This window comes from Thiobacillus sp., from assembly GCA_024235835.1.
Lineage (GTDB): Bacteria > Pseudomonadota > Gammaproteobacteria > Burkholderiales > Thiobacillaceae > PFJX01.
In genome coordinates, this window is the sequence record JACKLQ010000001.1 from 1279239 (window position 1) to 1294715 (window position 15477).

The 15477-nt window shown below is 61.0% G+C and carries 18 protein-coding genes and 2 tRNA genes; 8 read left to right on the forward strand and 12 right to left on the reverse strand.

Annotated features, from left to right (window positions below; all coding sequences use genetic code 11):
* Positions 1 to 42 precede the first annotated feature (42 nt).
* Entirely contained in the window at positions 43 to 1419 is a 1377-nt protein-coding gene (locus H6935_06310; GenBank protein ID MCP5277964.1) for a cysteine--tRNA ligase, read from the reverse strand.
* A 15-nt stretch (positions 1420 to 1434) separates the two neighbouring features.
* On the reverse strand, positions 1435 to 3111 hold the full coding sequence (locus tag H6935_06315) for a glutamine--tRNA ligase/YqeY domain fusion protein (protein ID MCP5277965.1): 1677 nt from the start codon (positions 3109 to 3111) through the stop codon (positions 1435 to 1437).
* Between the two features lie 113 nt (positions 3112 to 3224).
* Between H6935_06315 and H6935_06320 the strand changes: the two genes are divergently transcribed.
* The 4 genes from H6935_06320 to H6935_06335 all read left to right on the forward strand — a co-directional run bounded on the left by H6935_06320 (position 3225) and on the right by H6935_06335 (position 6868).
* Complete coding sequence (locus H6935_06320; GenBank protein ID MCP5277966.1) at positions 3225 to 4211, forward strand: tetratricopeptide repeat protein; 987 nt, start codon at positions 3225 to 3227, stop codon at positions 4209 to 4211.
* Positions 4208 to 5470, forward strand: a complete 1263-nt coding sequence (locus H6935_06325) for a L,D-transpeptidase family protein (protein ID MCP5277967.1) — start codon at positions 4208 to 4210, stop codon at positions 5468 to 5470. The genes H6935_06320 and H6935_06325 overlap by 4 nt, the downstream gene beginning before the upstream one ends.
* Positions 5471 to 5573: 103 nt before the next feature.
* Positions 5574 to 6068, forward strand: a complete 495-nt coding sequence (locus H6935_06330) for a peptidyl-prolyl cis-trans isomerase (protein ID MCP5277968.1) — start codon at positions 5574 to 5576, stop codon at positions 6066 to 6068.
* Positions 6069 to 6124: 56 nt separating this feature from the next.
* Positions 6125 to 6868 carry a UDP-2,3-diacylglucosamine diphosphatase gene (locus H6935_06335; protein MCP5277969.1) on the forward strand — a complete coding sequence of 248 codons (744 nt, stop codon included), beginning with the start codon at positions 6125 to 6127 and terminating at the stop codon, positions 6866 to 6868.
* A 28-nt stretch (positions 6869 to 6896) separates the two neighbouring features.
* Here H6935_06335 and H6935_06340 read toward each other — a convergent pair whose 3' ends face one another.
* From H6935_06340 to H6935_06360, 5 genes are all read right to left on the reverse strand, one after another.
* Positions 6897 to 7775, reverse strand: a complete 879-nt coding sequence (locus H6935_06340) for a hypothetical protein (GenBank protein MCP5277970.1) — start codon at positions 7773 to 7775, stop codon at positions 6897 to 6899.
* A 186-nt stretch (positions 7776 to 7961) separates the two neighbouring features.
* The gene (locus H6935_06345; protein MCP5277971.1) at positions 7962 to 9191 is read right to left on the reverse strand and encodes an outer membrane protein transport protein; all 1230 of its coding nucleotides are present in this window, start codon (positions 9189 to 9191) and stop codon (positions 7962 to 7964) included.
* Between the two features lie 198 nt (positions 9192 to 9389).
* On the reverse strand, positions 9390 to 9902 hold the full coding sequence (locus H6935_06350; GenBank protein ID MCP5277972.1) for a DsrE/DsrF/DrsH-like family protein: 513 nt from the start codon (positions 9900 to 9902) through the stop codon (positions 9390 to 9392).
* Positions 9903 to 9968: 66 nt separating this feature from the next.
* Positions 9969 to 10196 (reverse strand): sulfurtransferase TusA family protein, encoded by a 228-nt coding sequence (locus tag H6935_06355; GenBank protein ID MCP5277973.1) that lies wholly within the window; start codon positions 10194 to 10196, stop codon positions 9969 to 9971.
* Between the two features lie 135 nt (positions 10197 to 10331).
* On the reverse strand, positions 10332 to 10658 hold the full coding sequence (locus H6935_06360; GenBank protein MCP5277974.1) for a rhodanese-like domain-containing protein: 327 nt from the start codon (positions 10656 to 10658) through the stop codon (positions 10332 to 10334).
* Between the two features lie 217 nt (positions 10659 to 10875).
* On the opposite strand from H6935_06360, the gene H6935_06365 reads away from it, so the two are divergent.
* The 4 genes from H6935_06365 (at position 10876) to H6935_06380 (ending at position 12500) form a co-directional block, all read left to right on the forward strand.
* Positions 10876 to 10951: transfer RNA gene (locus H6935_06365), tRNA-Thr, on the forward strand.
* A gap of 4 nt (positions 10952 to 10955) precedes the next feature.
* Positions 10956 to 11948 carry an octaprenyl diphosphate synthase gene (gene ispB, locus H6935_06370; GenBank protein MCP5277975.1) on the forward strand — a complete coding sequence of 331 codons (993 nt, stop codon included), beginning with the start codon at positions 10956 to 10958 and terminating at the stop codon, positions 11946 to 11948.
* A gap of 21 nt (positions 11949 to 11969) precedes the next feature.
* Positions 11970 to 12046, forward strand: a tRNA-Pro gene (locus H6935_06375).
* Positions 12047 to 12245: 199 nt separating this feature from the next.
* The gene (locus H6935_06380) at positions 12246 to 12500 is read left to right on the forward strand and encodes a hypothetical protein (GenBank protein ID MCP5277976.1); all 255 of its coding nucleotides are present in this window, start codon (positions 12246 to 12248) and stop codon (positions 12498 to 12500) included.
* On the opposite strand, the gene H6935_06385 is transcribed toward H6935_06380, so the two are convergent.
* From H6935_06385 to H6935_06405, 5 genes are all read right to left on the reverse strand, one after another.
* Entirely contained in the window at positions 12490 to 13026 is a 537-nt protein-coding gene (locus H6935_06385) for a YceI family protein (GenBank protein ID MCP5277977.1), read from the reverse strand. The two genes, H6935_06380 and H6935_06385, sit on opposite strands and share 11 nt — an antisense overlap.
* A 58-nt stretch (positions 13027 to 13084) precedes the next feature.
* Positions 13085 to 13630 (reverse strand): YceI family protein, encoded by a 546-nt coding sequence (locus tag H6935_06390; GenBank protein ID MCP5277978.1) that lies wholly within the window; start codon positions 13628 to 13630, stop codon positions 13085 to 13087.
* A 99-nt stretch (positions 13631 to 13729) separates the two neighbouring features.
* A complete protein-coding gene (locus tag H6935_06395; protein MCP5277979.1) occupies positions 13730 to 14200 on the reverse strand; it encodes an isoprenylcysteine carboxylmethyltransferase family protein in 471 nt (156 codons plus the stop codon).
* 21 nt (positions 14201 to 14221) lie between these two features.
* Positions 14222 to 14875 (reverse strand): GTP cyclohydrolase I FolE, encoded by a 654-nt coding sequence (folE, locus tag H6935_06400; GenBank protein MCP5277980.1) that lies wholly within the window; start codon positions 14873 to 14875, stop codon positions 14222 to 14224.
* Entirely contained in the window at positions 14872 to 15474 is a 603-nt protein-coding gene (locus H6935_06405) for a DUF2238 domain-containing protein (GenBank protein ID MCP5277981.1), read from the reverse strand. The genes folE and H6935_06405 overlap by 4 nt, the downstream gene beginning before the upstream one ends.
* Positions 15475 to 15477: the final 3 nt, after the last annotated feature.

A 15477-nucleotide genomic window follows, 5' to 3' on the forward strand; every position in this document is an offset into this window, starting at 1 on the left:
GCTTCGGCAGCCGTTTTTTTCGTCCTCAATAACTGGACTGGATCACTCGCGACGCCAGGTAGTGCCCTGGGGCGAATCCTCCAGCACGATGCCGGCAGCCTTCAACTCGTCGCGGATGGCATCGCCGCGCTTGAAATCCTTGTTCTTGCGCGACGCGATGCGCTCCTGAATCAACGCATCGATGCGCTCCGGCGAATAGGCATCGTCTGTCGAACCGCCTCCAGCCTTGAGAAATTCGTCAGATGCCCGGTCAAGCAACCCCAGGACACCAGCCAAGCCCTTTAGTGTGCCAGCCAGCGAGGAGTCATTGTCACGGTTCAGGGCCCCTGCCAGGTCGAACAGCACGGCCAGCGCCTCCGGTGTATTGAAATCGTCATCCATGGCTGCCTTGAAACGGGCGGCATAGGAATCGGCCCAGTCGATGGCTGCTTGCACCGCCTCCACACCACGCAAGGCTGTGTAAAGCCGGGTCAGGGCCGCCTTGGCGTCATCCAAATGCTGGTCCGAATAATTCAGGGGACTGCGGTAATGAGCGCGCAGGATGAAAAAGCGCACCACCTCGGCGTCGTACTTTTCCAGCACCTCCCGGATGGTGAAGAAGTTGCCCAGGCTCTTGGACATCTTCTCGTCGTCCACCCGCACGAAGCCGTTGTGCAACCAGTAGTTGACGAACTTGCATCCGTGGGCGCCCTCGCTCTGGGCGATCTCGTTCTCGTGGTGGGGGAACTGGAGATCCTGCCCACCGCCGTGGATGTCGAAATGGGGGCCCAGCAGGTCCGAGCCCATCACTGAACACTCGATGTGCCAGCCGGGCCGGCCCGGTCCCCACGGGGAAGGCCAGGCGGGCTCACCCGGCTTGGCGGCCTTCCACAGCACGAAGTCCATGGGGTCCCGTTTGTTCGGGTCCACCTCCACCCGCTCGCCGGCCCGCAGGTCTTCCAGGGACTTGCCGGAAAGCTGGCCATAAGAGGAGAAAGAACCCACGGCGTAATACACGTCGCCATTGTCGGCCGCGTAGGCATGGCCCCGGTCGATGAGGGCCTGGATCATGGTGAGCATCTTGCCCACGTATTCCGTGGCTCGGGGTTCGTGGTTCGGCGGCAGCACGCCCAGGGCGGCACTGTCCGCGTGCATGGCGTCGATGAAACGCTGGGTCAGGGCGGTGAAGGCCTCGCCGTTCTCATTGGCCCGCTTGATGATCTTGTCGTCGATGTCCGTGATGTTGCGCACGTAATCCACGTCGTAGCCGGAGGCACGCAGCCAGCGGGTGATCATGTCAAAAACCACCAGCACCCGGGCGTGCCCCAGGTGGCAGTAGTCATAGACAGTCATGCCGCACACGTACATGCGCACCTTGCCGGGCTCCATGGGGGTGAATGCCTCTTTGCGGCGGCTCAGTGTGTTGTAGACAGTCAGCATGGCGAATCGTTGGAGTTACTTGGCCCAGGTGTCCTTCAGCCCCACCGTGCGGTTGAACACCGGTTTGACGCCGGGCACGTGGTCGAAGCGGTCTGCGCAGAAGTAGCCGATGCGTTCGAACTGGTAATGGGCCTCGGGCTGAAGCTGGGCGGCGGCCGGCTCGATCCAGCCCTGCACCACACTCAGGGAATCGGGATTGAGGAATTCCAGGAAATCCCGATCCCTGTGGCCGTCCGGCTCCGGGTCGGTGAACAGACGGTCGTAAAGGCGCACTTCAGCCCGCAGGGCGTGGGCGGCGGAAAGCCAATGAATGACGCCCTTCACCTTGCGGCCCTGGGGGTTCTTGCCCAGGGTGTCGTGGTCGATGCTGCAACGCAGTTCCATCACATTGCCGGCGGCGTCCTTCACCACCTCGTCGCACTTGATCACGTAGGAATAGCGCAGGCGCACCTCGCCCCCCTCCGTCAGGCGCTGCCAGCCCGGGGGTGGCTCCAGGGCAAAGTCTTCCCGCTCGATCCAGATTTCCCGGCCGATGGGCACTTCCCGCTCGCCGAACTCCGGGTGGTTGGGATGGAAGCCGGCGGCCCGGCTGGCTGTGACACCTTCCTGGAAATTGGTCAGCACCACCTTAAGGGGGTTGAGCACGGCCATGACCCTAGGTGCGGTGCTTTCCAGGTCTTCCCGCATGCAGCCTTCCAGCACCGCCATGTCGATGACGTTCTCGCTCTTGGAAATGCCGATGCGGCGGGCGAATTCACGGATACCTGCTGGTGTGTAGCCGCGGCGGCGCATGCCGTGGATGGTGGGCATGCGGGGGTCGTCCCAGCCGGCCACAAGTCCCTGGGTCACCAGTTGCAACAGCTTGCGCTTGGAAGTGACGGTGTAGCGCAGTTCCAGCCGGGAGAACTCGATCTGCTGGGGATGGCAGGGCACGGGCAGCTGGTCCAGCACCCAATCGTAAAGGGGCCGGTGATCCTCGAACTCCAGGGTGCAAAGGGAGTGGGTGATGTGCTCCAGGGCATCCGAGATGCAGTGGGTATAGTCGTACATGGGATAGATGCACCAGGCATCCCCCGTGCGGATGTGGTGGGCCCGCTTGATGCGGTAGATCACCGGGTCCCGCAGGTTGATGTTGGGGCTGGCCATGTCGATCCTGGCCCGCAGGGTGCGGAAGCCATCGGCAAACTCCCCGGCCTTCATGCGGCGGAAAAGGTCCAGGCTCTCTTCCACGCTGCGGCTGCGGTAGGGACTGTCGCGCCCGGGTTGCGTGAGGGTGCCCCGGTACTGGCGGGTTTCCTCGGGGGTCAGGTCGCACACGTAGGCCTTGCCCTGGCGGATAAGTTCCTCCGCGTAATCGTAGAGTTGCTGGAAATAATCCGAAGCCCAGCGAACTTCGCCGTTCCATTGGAATCCCAGCCAGCGCACGTCCTCCTGGATGGCGTTGGCGTATTCCTCGCTTTCCTTCTCCGGGTTGGTGTCGTCGAAGCGCAGGTTGCACGACCCGCCGTAATCCAGGGCAAGTCCAAAATTGAGGCAGATGGACTTGGCATGGCCCACGTGCAGGTAGCCATTGGGCTCCGGCGGAAAGCGCGTGACAACCTGGGAGTGCCTGCCTTGCTCCAGATCATCGTCGATGACGGCACGGATGAAATGTTGCACGGGCGCGGCGGATGGACGTTCGTCGGCACTCATGATGGGGTTTATTGGGTGGGGATAATTTTGAAATGTGCCCCGCGAAGGCTAGAATTCGCCGGGGTTTCCTGAACCTGTACAAGCCGCAAACAACCGCGAAAAGAATAGCACAGATGTTACTGACTCGTTTCTCCGCAGCCTTCCTTCTATCCCTGCTCCCGGCCGTGGCACTTGCCGTGCCCCCCACGGTGCAGGATGCCAACCAGGCCCTGCGCAAAGGCCAGAACGCCGTGGCCCTTGAGAAGATCAACACCTACCTGGCGGGCAGTCCCAAGGATGCCCAGGGACGATTCCTGAAGGGGCTCATCCTCACCGAACTGGGACGCAACACGGACGCCATCAAGGTATTCACCGAACTGACCGAGGATTTCCCGGAACTCCCGGAGCCCTACAACAACCTGGCCGTGCTGTATGCCGCCCAGGCTGATTACGAGCGCGCCAAGCAAAGCCTGGAAATGGCCATCCGCACCCATCCCAGCTATGCCACGGCCCACGAGAATCTGGGCGACATTTACGCCAAGATGGCTTCCCAGGCCTATGACAAGGCCATGCAGCTGGACAAGTCCAATGTTTCTGCCCAGACCAAGCTGGCACTGATACAGGACCTTTTCAGCCCTGCGGCACGCCTGCCGGAGTCAGCCAAGGCAAAGGAACCCGCCAAACCAGCCGCCAAGCCTTCCCAGATGACTCAGACCACGAAACCGGTCGAGGAGCCGTCCCGCCCCGAGTCCCTCCCTGTTGAACCCGCCAAGGCCGCCCCGGCCATGGCGTCGGAAGACGCGGTCCTGGCGGCGGTGAATGCCTGGTCCAGCGCCTGGTCGGCCAAGGATGTGGCCGCCTATCTCGCCGCCTACGACAAGGACTTCCAGGTGCCCGGCGGAGAGGACCGGTCCGCCTGGGAGGCGTTGCGCAACGAACGCCTGACCAAGCCGGAATTCATCAAGGTCGACCTTTCCCAAATCAAGGTCAGCATCAAGGACGACAAGGCCACGGTGCGTTTCCGCCAACGCTACGAGTCCAACACTTTCAAGGGCTACGACCGCAAGACCCTCACGCTGGTGAACCGTGATGGAGCCTGGAAGATCCTAGAGGAACGATGAAAAGGCTCGCCCTCAGGTTTCTGCGCACCGCCGGCCTCGCCCTGGCGACCGCTCTGTTCGGCCTGCCACAGGCCCAGGCGGAAGAACCCCACGGGCCGATGATGCTGGCCTCGGCGGATACCACCCATTTCCTGCCTTCCCTCGACGCCCTCATCGGCAAGACCCTGCAGGACATCCGCGCCAGCCGTCTTGACGATGCCCTGAAGGAAGTGGACCGGGTCATCGCCATCCGCCCGGACTTCAAGCTGGCCTACCTGATAAAGGGGGATCTGCTCATGGCCCGGGCCCGCCCACTTTCGGGCATGGGCACCATGGCGAACAAGGCCCGGGACGAACAGTCCCTTTCCGACCTGCAGGACGAGGCCAGGGTAAGACTGATGCGCTACATCGACCAACCCGACCCCAATCTGCTGCCTCGCCAGATCCTCCAACTTGCGCCCCAGCAACGCTACGCCCTGCTGGCGGACGCCTCCCGCGCCCGGCTCTATCTGTTCGAAAACGTGGATGGCGAGCCCCGGCTGAAACAGGACTACTACATGACCGTCGGCCGGAACGGCACCGACAAACGCGTGGAGGGCGACAAGCGCACCCCTATTGGCGTCTATCAGATCACCCAGCAACTGCCCCGTGCCCAGCTGGCCGACCTCTATGGCGACGGCGCCTTCCCTCTCAACTACCCCAATGCCTGGGATCAGGTTCAGGGGCGGGGAGGCCACGGCATATGGCTGCATGGCGTGCCCTCGGACACTTACAGCCGCCCCCCGCGCTCCAGCGAGGGCTGTGTGGTGGTCACCAATCCTGACCTGACCGAACTCAGCCGCTACATCCAGGTGGGGGTCACCCCCGTGGTCATCGTCGACCGGGCTGACTGGGTGGACCGGCACACCTGGGAACGCAGCCGTGCCCGGTTGTTGGACCGATTGTCCCAATGGCAACAGGACTGGCAGGCCCGCGACGCGGATCGATTCCTCGACCATTACGCTCCCGACTTCCTTCAGGGTCTCGGCCGCGGCTGGGCGGAAAACAAGAAGCGCAACATCGAGAACAAGGACTGGATCAAGGTGGATGTCAGGGATGCCAGCCTGTTCATCTACCCCGGGGGCGAGATGGCCTACACGGAGTTCGTCCAGGATTACGCCAGTGACAGGCTTTCCAGCACCTCCCGCAAGCAGCTCTTCTGGAAACGGCTGGATGGCCACTGGCGCATCGCGCTGGAAAAATCCGAAGACCTGTCCAAGTCCCAATTCGCCAACCGTTGAGGCAATGATGTTCAGTCCCCTTCGCCGCAAACTGATGTTATTTGGCCTCGCTGCCCCCTGGGCGGCGAGCGCGTTTTCCGCACCCAAGAATGGAAAGGCTCCCATGGTCAAGCTCACCACCAATTTCGGACCCATCACCCTGGAACTGAACGCCCAGGCCGCCCCTGATACCGTGTCCAACTTCCTCCAGTACGTCAGGGATGGCCACTACGACGGCACCATCTTTCATCGCGTCATCGACGGTTTCATGATCCAGGGCGGAGGTTTCACCTCCGACATGCAGCAGAAGGCCACCCGCCCCCCCATCCGCAACGAGGCGGACAACGGCCTGAAGAACGAGGCCTACAGCATCGCCATGGCGCGCACCCCCAACCCGGATTCCGCCACCAGCCAGTTCTTCATCAACGTGGCCAACAACGACTTCCTCAACTTCCGCGAACCCAGCGCCCAGGGCTACGGCTATTGCGTATTCGGCAAGGTGGTGGAAGGCCAGGACGTGGTGGATCGTGTCCGCAAGGTGCGTACCGGCATGCGCGCCGGCCACCAGGACGTGCCGGCTGAAGACGTGATCATCGAGAAGGCCGAAGTCCAGGAGTAATGCCCGCCTCCCCGTCTTCCATGCCCCCCCATGCCTCCGCGCCGGCGCGCACAGGCATGCCGGAGGGGGCGTCAGGAGACGACCTCCCCACCCTCTTCATCTCCGACCTGCATCTCACCCCCGAGCGCCCCGGACCGATATCGCTCTTCAAGCGGTTTCTGGACGAGGTCGCAACCCATGCGGCAGCGCTCTATATCCTCGGCGACTTCTTCGAGGCCTGGGTGGGCGACGACGAGCTGAGTTTGCCTTTCCACGCCGAAATCGCTGAGTGTCTGCGGAAATTGGCGGGCACCGGCGTTCCTGTGTATTTCATCGCCGGCAACCGGGATTTCCTGGCTGGCGAAGCCCTGGCAAAGGCCACTGGCTGGCAACCGCTCACCGACCCCTGCCTCATCGACCTGCATGGCGTTCCCACTCTCTTGAGCCATGGGGATGCCTATTGCACCGACGACGGGGCCTATCAGGCCTTCCGGCGTCAGGTACGCGACCCTCAATGGCAAAGGGAGTTCATGTCACAACCCATCGATACCCGGCGTGGAGTAGCGCGCGCCATTCGTGAAAAAAGCGAACAGGCCAAGGCCGACAAGAAGCCCGACATCATGGATGTGAATCCCCAGGCCATCCAAGACGCCATGGCCCAGGCCCAGCGCATGATCCATGGACATACCCATCGTCCGGCCCGGCATGGGTTGCGGGTCGACGGCAGGGATTGCGAGCGGTGGGTTCTGCCGGACTGGTACGAGACAGGTGGTTATCTCGCCTGCAACGTCCAAGGCTGTCGCGCCGTGACCTTCAGTTGATCACGGCGGACGTCCCTGCAATTTTCGGCTAGCGCTCAGGCGCGCCGCCGGCCACCACCGTCAGGGAGTCACGAATGACGCCCGGGGCATCCACGATGCGCATGAAGTCGCCCATGCCCACGTTGGGCCAGCCCAGGGCGATGCGGAATCGGGCAAACAGGTGGTTCGCCTTGTTGTTCACCACGTAGATCTCATAAGGCAGGGCGGCGATGTTGTCCGCGCCGATGGTCTTCACCCACCAGCCCTCGCCTTCCTTGGGATCATTCAGGGCCACGCCGAATACCGCCACCTTCTTGTCCGGCATGACGATCTCGTAGACCTTGCTGGTCTTGGCCGCATTGCGCGCCAGGTTGTCCTGGATGGCCTTCACAGCGTCCTCAAACACCAGATGCTCCATGAGCAGGTTCTTGTCCGACTCGAAGCCTTCCATGCCGAACATGTACTGGTAATCCGCCAGGTCCTTGCGGTCCACGTCACCGCCAAAGGGCTTGCCCGTTCCCAGTGCCTTGACCAGCCTGGCGTGGGTGGCCTGGACGGTCTTGTCCGCCAGGGGGTACTGCTTGCGCAGATAGGCGCGGGCCCAGTATTCCAGGTTCATGTAGGACACCGTTCCATCAGCACGAACCCCCACCCGGATGGGCGCGGTGACAATGGCCGCACTCCCCAGCTGGCGCACCATATTCAGCACGGCCTGGTCGGAAACCACCACCACGCCATAGCCAGCGAGTCCGGGAGGTGCGTACTTGCCCAGCACGGTGAAACCGGCTTTGGCTAGTTTGGCCTGAACCTGGTTCATCACGGTCTGGACGTCGCCAGACTGGACCTTGGCCCCTGTGAAGTAGGGGCTCAGGGCGAAAGACAAGGGCGCCCAGAAAACCAGGGCAAGTGCGGCAAAGATTCGTTTCATCATGACTTCCATTTGAAGACAGGGCTTGTGAATTTTAAACAAAAAGGGGATGACCCACGTGATGTAGGCAACTTGTTTTGTCGTGAGGCATACAAATCCCCAAATCCACAGACTCGCCAGCTGTGTCTGGGCATCGCATGAAAAAAGCCCGCACAAGGCGGGCTTACTGGGAGGCGGTTACAACAATCAGAATTTCTTGTTGTAGCTCAGGCCAAAGGAGTTCTGGCTCATTTCCAGGGTGCTTGCACCCAGGAAAGCACCCACGCCGCTCACTTCCTTTTTGAAGGCGTGCATATAGGCACCCGTGATGGACGAGTCCGCACTCAGATCCTTGGTAAAGCCCAGAGTCAGATGGGTTTCCACCACGCCAGGAGCCAGCGTGTTCAGATCGGAGGTGATGTCTCCCGGCACCGCAACGGTGGCCACGTCGATGGGTTGTTTGCCGTAGTTGAGGCCCGCACGGAGGGTCAGATCATTCCTGTGCTTGTAGGACACGCCGAGTTTGAACACGGTCTGGTCATCCCAGCCGAAACCATGCTGGTTCGCGCCGAAGAGGGGGAAGGTAGCCTTGTTCCCGGTGACAGCGACACCGTTGTAGTCGATACGCATCACGTCAAAGGCAACATCCACCTTGTCATTGGCCTTCAGCGCGATACCGACTCCGTACGTTGCGGGGATGTCGAACTCACCCGCGTTGGGGAACATGACGGCATAGTCGTCAAACTTGCTCATGTTGCTCTTGGTCTGGTACGTCGCGCCAACGGTCACGCGGTCGCTGACCTGATACATACCCCCCAGTCGCAGGCTGACGCCAGTTGAGTAATCCTTGCCTGCATCTGCCTGACCAAAGCCACCGAGACCTTTGGACTCAAAAGACTGGGCGATCAGGTTCAATGAAGCACCGACCGAGAATTGCGGATTGACCTTGTAGGCCACCGTGGGAGCAATGAACAACTGCATCAGATCAATGCCTACGGTAGCACCGGCACCGGGACCACCGGGAAATACCGTAAAGGGGTGGTTTCCGTCACCGTAAGTGGTGTTCATGCCGCCATTGCCGAACACGGACACGCCAACTGACATGTCCTTGTTGATCATGCGGTTGTAGCCAAACTCGGGAATGGGGAACCAGCTTTCCATGGCGCCACTGCCGTTGCCATCGGGAGAACCGCCTGCGAACGTGAAGCCCCGGTCCGGAGCAAAGATATCCAGGCCGATATCCATACGGCTGCCCACATGCACCATGCCGGCAGGGTTGGTCGCGGCGGCCAAGGCATCCTGGGGATACGCGATACCGGCGCCACCCATGCCTTTGGCAGCCATGCCATAACCGTGGGCGAAGTAGCCGTTGGTGGCCATTGCAGATCCAGCAAAGCCCAGGGCGGCCAGGGCCAGTACGAGTTGGTTTTTACGCATCAATGTCTCCTCTCTGATAAGCATGACGTAACGAACGTGACAATATTTCGCGGTCGCATGGTATAGACCGCACACCCGCCAGGCAACAGGTTTTTACTTAAGAAAAATGTGGAATGCCATGCGTCCCATGAAATTAATTCCACCAGAAAACAAAAAAAGCCGCCCGGAGGCGGCTTGCTGATGCAACCAATGTCTGGCTCAGATGAACAGGCAGATGTCGGATTCGCCGGCGAATTCGAAGAAGGTGGCCGCGCCACCGTATTCCACGCCATCGATGAAGTCGCTGTGTTCGAAACCGAAAAGTTCCACGGTCATCTGGCAAGCGATGAACTTCACCTCGGCTTCCTGGCAGAGTTCACGCAATTCGGGGATGGTGGCCACACCGTTGTTGGCGATTGTCATCTTCATCAGGCTGGTCGCAACGTTCTCATAGAACGGTACGATGGACTGCACTGCGTTGGGGATGTTCCAGTTGATGCCCTTGAACCACTTGGGGCCAAAGGGCATCTTCATGGGCATGCCGGGGTTGCCCAGGGGGCTGACCTTCAGGCCGGACAAGTCCTTGCGCAGCATCTGCAGGCCGTAGAAGGTGAAGAAGATTTGGGTCTCGTAGCCCAGGGCCGCAGCCGTGGAGGCCAGGATGAACGGGGGATAGGCCCAGTCCAGGGTGCCCTTGGTGGCGATGATCGCTAGTTTCTTTTGATCGTCCATGTGTCCGCCTCTCGCATCAACAGTGATGACAATTGTTGACAACCCCGCCGACTAGGGCGGGAAGAATTACTTCTTCTTCATGAAAAAGGTGTACTCGCTGCCTGCCTCGGAGGAGGACAGCAATTCGTTGCCGGTCTGCTTGGCGAAGGCGGCGAAGTCCTTGACGGAACCCGGGTCAGTGGAGGTGATCTTCAGAACTTGACCGGAGGCCAGTTCGTTCAGTGTTTTCTTGGCGCGCAGAATGGGCAGGGGGCAGTTGAGACCGCGTGCGTCGAGCTCTTTGTCGAAATCCATGATCGCTCCTTCAAAAAATTAGCATGTGCTTAAAAAGGCGGGCCGTACTGTAACCGCCGACAGGGGAGATTGCAATGATGAAACCAGGATCAGGTTCCGGATAATTTCGCCGGGGCTTAACCTTGGAGCATCGCGTCAGGACAAAGCGGTCAAGGGCTTGCCCGAACGGGCCCAGGCCATGATACCGCCGGACAGGTTGTGCATGTTCCCGAAACCCTTGGCGTTCATGAAGGCGCAGGCTTGGGCGGAGCGGGCGCCGGAGTTGCAATAGATCACCACCGGCTTGTCCTGGGGAATCTCGTCTGTGCGCAAGGGCAGCAAATGCAGGGGGATGTGGATGGCACCATCGATTACGCCACGGGCCACTTCACCTTCCGTGCGCACGTCGATGAGATGGATGCCTTCCTTCGTTGCATCCAGGGTATCCACGTCCATTTCCTTAATGTTGTACATGCCAAACATCAGCAGCCCCCGAACGGTTTAATTAGAGCTGGCTAATATACCGATTAAATCCGTTTATTTCAATACCTTACCCTGCTTCCAACCAGCCAATTGGCGTGCCCGTTCACCCTGTACCAAAATCTGTGAATCCGGGCTGCCAAGATATTTTCTTCGCGAAAGGACGGCTCCCGGCCTATGGGCATGCAAGCCGGGAATGTATAATCCGCGGCCGAAATTCGCTGCAGTAGCTCAGTCGGTAGAGCAACTGATTCGTAATCAGTAGGTCGGGGGTTCGATTCCTCTCTGCAGCACCACTTCATGCCCCTTGAAACCCGAGAACCCGTGACCCAGCCCCTTTTCCAATCCCTCCTGCAGGCTGACATGGCGGATGTGGATCGGGTCATCCGGGCGCGACTGCATTCAGAAGTCGCGCTGGTGCGGCAAGTCTCCGAATACATCATCCACAGTGGCGGCAAGCGCCTCCGCCCCGCGCTGGTGGTGCTGACCGCAAAGGCCCTGGGCTATGCGGGTACGGCGCATCACGAGATGGCCGCCGTGGTGGAATTCATCCACACCGCCACGCTGCTGCACGATGATGTGGTGGATGCGTCGGCGTTGCGCCGGGGCCGGGATACCGCCAACGCCATGTTCGGCAACGCGGCCAGCGTGCTGGTGGGTGACTTTCTGTATTCCCGTGCCTTTCAGATGATGGTGGCCCAGCACAGCATGCGAGTCATGGAGGTGTTGTCGGAGGCCACCAACGTCATCGCTGAAGGCGAGGTGCTGCAACTCATGAACTGCAACGACCCGGACATCGACGAGTCCGCTTATCTGCAGGTCATCCGCTACAAGACCGCCAAGCTTTTCGAGGCCGCAGGCCGCCTGGGCGCCATCGTCAATGGCAGGGACCGCAACATGGAAGATGCCCTGGGGGCCTATGGCATGCACCTGGGTACCGCTTTCCAGATCATCGACGACGTCCTGGATTATTCCGGCGACACTCAAACGATTGGCAAGAACGTGGGCGACGACCTGGCTGAAGGCAAACCGACCCTGCCTCTGCTCTTCGCCATGAAGCATGGCGCCCCTGAAGAGACAGCCCTCATCCGCCAGGCGATTCTTGAGGGGGATAGCACCCATTTCCAGGAAATCCTGGCCATTGTCCGAAAAACCGGCGCCCTGGAACATGCCCATCTTCAAGCCAAGGCCGAGGCAGATCTTGCCAACGTTGCCATCGCACTGTTGCCTGATAGCCAATACAAGGACGCACTGCTAGAATTGCCGGCCTTCGCGGTCAGCCGCGAATTCTGAAGACGGCGCTGCCGTCACAGTCGGGGTGTAGCTTAGCCTGGTAGAGCGCTACGTTCGGGACGTAGAGGCCGGAGGTTCGAATCCTCTCACCCCGACCAACCATCACTTTCCAATTCTCCCATCGGCCCGCCGCGGGCCCCGCTGTTGCGCCATCGCAAGGGCGCCTGGTCAATATTTACCTCTACTGGCTTTTCCCACCCTTGTAATCGGATTTACAGGTACGATTATTAGCAATTAATGATATTCCGAATCTTGCCGATATAGGACTCAACAGTCCTGCGATGGAAAGGCCTCATCATGAAATCGATTGTCCTGCTCCTCTGGCTGACGGTCCCCAACGGCGCGGACCAGTTCCTGCTGACCAAGCACGTGGACAACACGGCTGTGTGCGAGCACATGGGCCAGGCTTTGGTACACGAGCATGCCCTGGGCGGCAAGCAGGTGAGATTCCAATGCCACGAGGTGGTGGAGGAAGTGGGAAACGTGGACGAAAACGGCAACCCCATCGATCCGCCCATCATGCACGCCAACAACCACAAGACTAATCCCTGAAGCCTTCCACTTCGATCGCCAGACGGACTTCATCCCCGATGAGGGGAATGCCGAAGTTCATGCCGAAATCCGAGCGGCGCAGCGTGGCATGCACGTCAGCCCCGCACATCGGCCGTCGAGTCAGAAACTGCAGCGTGCAGTTGTAGTCACGAATCTCCAGATCCACCGGCCGGGTCTGGCCCAGCATGGTGAGTTCCCCCCGGGCGATCACGGGTTTGCCATCCCGGTATTCGATCTGAGTGGACTTGAAACGTATCTCTGGAAAGCGCCCCGTGGAGAAGAAACTCCCGCCGCGCAACTTCTGATTCAGATCGTCCAGCCCGGTATCGACGGATCCCGCATCCACCGTCACCTCGATCGACCCGCTTCCCTGCAGAGGATCCAGCACCACCCTTCCCTGGGTTCGATTGAATTTTCCCCGCATGGTGGAAATGCCTTGATGGCGTATCTCGAAGCTGGGAAATGTGTGGGTCGGGTCAAGCACGAATCTCTCTTCCGTTGCCCAAGCCATGGTGCCCCAGGCCATGGCCAACAGGCATACGCAAACCCCAGACGCCAAACGTCCATTCATTGTCCCTGCTCCTTCAAGGTGTCAACCAGATGCGGAAACGGGCCTCGGCCTCATTTGCCACCACGTCATTCCAATCCCCGCCCCCAATGCCGAAATCTGCACGGCTAACAGGCAGTTTTCCTTCCGCCAGCCAGGCCCCGTTGGCCTGGCGGCCAAGGCTGAAAGGCACGGAAACGGCCCGGGTCCGTCCCTTGATGACCAAATCGCCCCTGGCCATGTAACGGCCGTCTGCCTGCCGTGCGACGGATTGGCTCACGAAAGTGGCCCTGGGGTGGCGAGCCATGTCAAACCAGAGTGGACGTCTGGCCTCGTCGTCGCCTTCGGCGGAACCGGTGTCGATGCTGGCCATGTCCAGGTCCACGCGCATTTTTGCGCTTTCCACCTTGGCCGGGTCGAAGCTCACCTGGGCGATGAAGCGCTTGAAGCCCCCCTCCACCGGCACATTCATCTGGCGGACAACAAAGCTGACGCGGCTCTTGACGTAGTCTACCTTCCAGTCCTGGGCCTGGGCAGCGACGGAGGCCACCAGCACGCCTAGAAACAACAGGGGTTTAACCATGGTTTTTTCCTCCATGCGAACTGCCATGACCCACGTGGCAGTTGCCCGTGACAATCAGGAGGAAGACGTTCCGGACGTGCCACGAGTTCCCCTGCCCGCTTAAAACCATCTTCCGACGCGTGCCTTGTACGCGACATAGGCCTCACCAAAACGGGCTTCCAGATGGACTTCCTCGTGGCGGATCACGCCATAGCGGATGATGAGCCACACCAGGGGCGCGAAGGCCAGAGGCCACAGGGTGTGCAGCAGCAGCATGACTCCGGCGAAGATGAGCCAGTCTCCCAGGTAGATGGGGTTGCGCGAAAGACGGAAAGGCCCGTCGTCCACCAGACAGGAAGCGGCCTGATAGGGGTTCACCGTGGTGTGGTGTCGCCAGAAGGTGAAGAGAGTCCAGGTAAACATGAACAGGCCGGCTCCCACCAGGGCCCAGCCTAGCAAGGGATTTGCCGCGCCCAGGTCCACTGGCAGGGGCCAGACCTCCCGATCGAGTCGCCACGCGGCATACAAGGCCAGGGCATAGGGCAGGGGCGGTAGCACCAGGGTGGCCGGGCGCCGGGTCGGATCACTCATGGGCAAGTCTTCCTTGGTGGATCACACAGACCGGCCGGAGAGACCACCGGAGATGGCGCGCAGGAACTCGTTGCGCAGTTGGGCATCTTCCTGGAAGCAACCGGCGAAGGCCTGGGTAACCACCCGCTCGTCGCCACGCCGGTCTTCCCCCAGCAGCAGGCACAGCTGTTCCGCCTCGATGATGCAGGCCGCGCCCTTGGCCTTGCCGTGCTGGATCAGGGCTTCCGCCACGTCCCGGGTCATCCACTCCTGATACGTAAAGCGGTGGCCCACCGCGTCCACCAGACGGGCGATGCGGCCGAAGCCGTGCAACCTGCCCCCGGGCACATAGGCCACATGGGCCACGCCGCGGAATGGCACCAGATGGTGGGGACACACCCCGTGCACGGCGATGCCCCGCACCACCACCATGTCCTCCCGGGGATCGCTGAAACCATCCCCCAGGGCCTCGCCCGGATCCATCTCGTAGCCCCCAAGCAGGCGTCGCTCCCATAGTTCCCGCACACGCCTGGCAGTCTTGCCGGTATGCACGGAATCCGGCGCCACCCCGCAGGCCAGCAGCAGGTCCGTCACCGCCTGCTCGAAGGCCTCGGCATTGAAACGGCCGATGCGGGGGATGCCCAGGTGGCCGGGCTCTTGGGTGGAAGGACAGTCGTGGTCGCAGCAATCGCTCATGGGGCATCCTGAATCATTGGCTCTAGCTGCCGGTCATGCCAGCGGCTCAGTAGTAGTAGGGAGGATAACGCCCCCAGCAGGGCCAGGACCATGTCCCACTGGGTATCCCATACATCTCCCTGGGTGGCCAGGAAGGCCACGGCCTCGTCGCCGGAAGCCACCGCCACCCACCATTCGATCAGCTCATAGAAGGCGGACAGGGCCAGGCAGACGCATGTTGTCAGGAAAAAAAGCCATCCGCCCGACTTGAGGGGTGAAGCCCGGACCAGGATCTCCCGCGCGACGATGGCCGGAAAGAACCCCTGGGCCACATGCCCCAGCCGATCGTAATGGTTTCGGGCAAGGCCGTAGGTGTCCCGGACCCAGTCGAACAGGGGCATTTCCGCATAGGTATAGTGGCCGCCCACCATCAGCACAACGCCATGCAGGGCCATGAGCCCGTAGGCCAGGGGCGTGAAGGGGAAGCGGCCCCGGGTCGCCAGCAACAGCGGCAACCCCACCAGCACGGGCGCCACCTCCAGGAACCAGGTGAACCGGTCCTTGGGGCCAATGCCCGACCATAGCAGCACGCCAAGCGTCAGCAGGATCAGGCCAGGCAGATA

Bases quoted from the DNA above. Each gene is read 5' to 3' on its own strand.
- H6935_06310 (MCP5277964.1), bottom strand. From the start codon at position 1,419: ATGCTGACTGTCTACAACACACTGAGCCGCCGCAAAGAGGCATTCACC.
- H6935_06315 (MCP5277965.1), bottom strand. From the start codon at position 3,111: ATGAGTGCCGACGAACGTCCATCCGCCGCGCCCGTGCAACATTTCATC.
- H6935_06320 (MCP5277966.1), top strand. From the start codon at position 3,225: ATGTTACTGACTCGTTTCTCCGCAGCCTTCCTTCTATCCCTGCTCCCG.
- H6935_06325 (MCP5277967.1), top strand. From the start codon at position 4,208: ATGAAAAGGCTCGCCCTCAGGTTTCTGCGCACCGCCGGCCTCGCCCTG.
- H6935_06330 (MCP5277968.1), top strand. From the start codon at position 5,574: ATGGTCAAGCTCACCACCAATTTCGGACCCATCACCCTGGAACTGAAC.
- H6935_06335 (MCP5277969.1), top strand. From the start codon at position 6,125: ATGCCGGAGGGGGCGTCAGGAGACGACCTCCCCACCCTCTTCATCTCC.
- H6935_06340 (MCP5277970.1), bottom strand. From the start codon at position 7,775: ATGAAACGAATCTTTGCCGCACTTGCCCTGGTTTTCTGGGCGCCCTTG.
- H6935_06345 (MCP5277971.1), bottom strand. From the start codon at position 9,191: ATGCGTAAAAACCAACTCGTACTGGCCCTGGCCGCCCTGGGCTTTGCT.
- H6935_06350 (MCP5277972.1), bottom strand. From the start codon at position 9,902: ATGGACGATCAAAAGAAACTAGCGATCATCGCCACCAAGGGCACCCTG.
- H6935_06355 (MCP5277973.1), bottom strand. From the start codon at position 10,196: ATGGATTTCGACAAAGAGCTCGACGCACGCGGTCTCAACTGCCCCCTG.
- H6935_06360 (MCP5277974.1), bottom strand. From the start codon at position 10,658: ATGTTTGGCATGTACAACATTAAGGAAATGGACGTGGATACCCTGGAT.
- ispB (MCP5277975.1), top strand. From the start codon at position 10,956: ATGCCCCTTGAAACCCGAGAACCCGTGACCCAGCCCCTTTTCCAATCC.
- H6935_06380 (MCP5277976.1), top strand. From the start codon at position 12,246: ATGAAATCGATTGTCCTGCTCCTCTGGCTGACGGTCCCCAACGGCGCG.
- H6935_06385 (MCP5277977.1), bottom strand. From the start codon at position 13,026: ATGGCCTGGGGCACCATGGCTTGGGCAACGGAAGAGAGATTCGTGCTT.
- H6935_06390 (MCP5277978.1), bottom strand. From the start codon at position 13,630: ATGGTTAAACCCCTGTTGTTTCTAGGCGTGCTGGTGGCCTCCGTCGCT.
- H6935_06395 (MCP5277979.1), bottom strand. From the start codon at position 14,200: ATGAGTGATCCGACCCGGCGCCCGGCCACCCTGGTGCTACCGCCCCTG.
- folE (MCP5277980.1), bottom strand. From the start codon at position 14,875: ATGAGCGATTGCTGCGACCACGACTGTCCTTCCACCCAAGAGCCCGGC.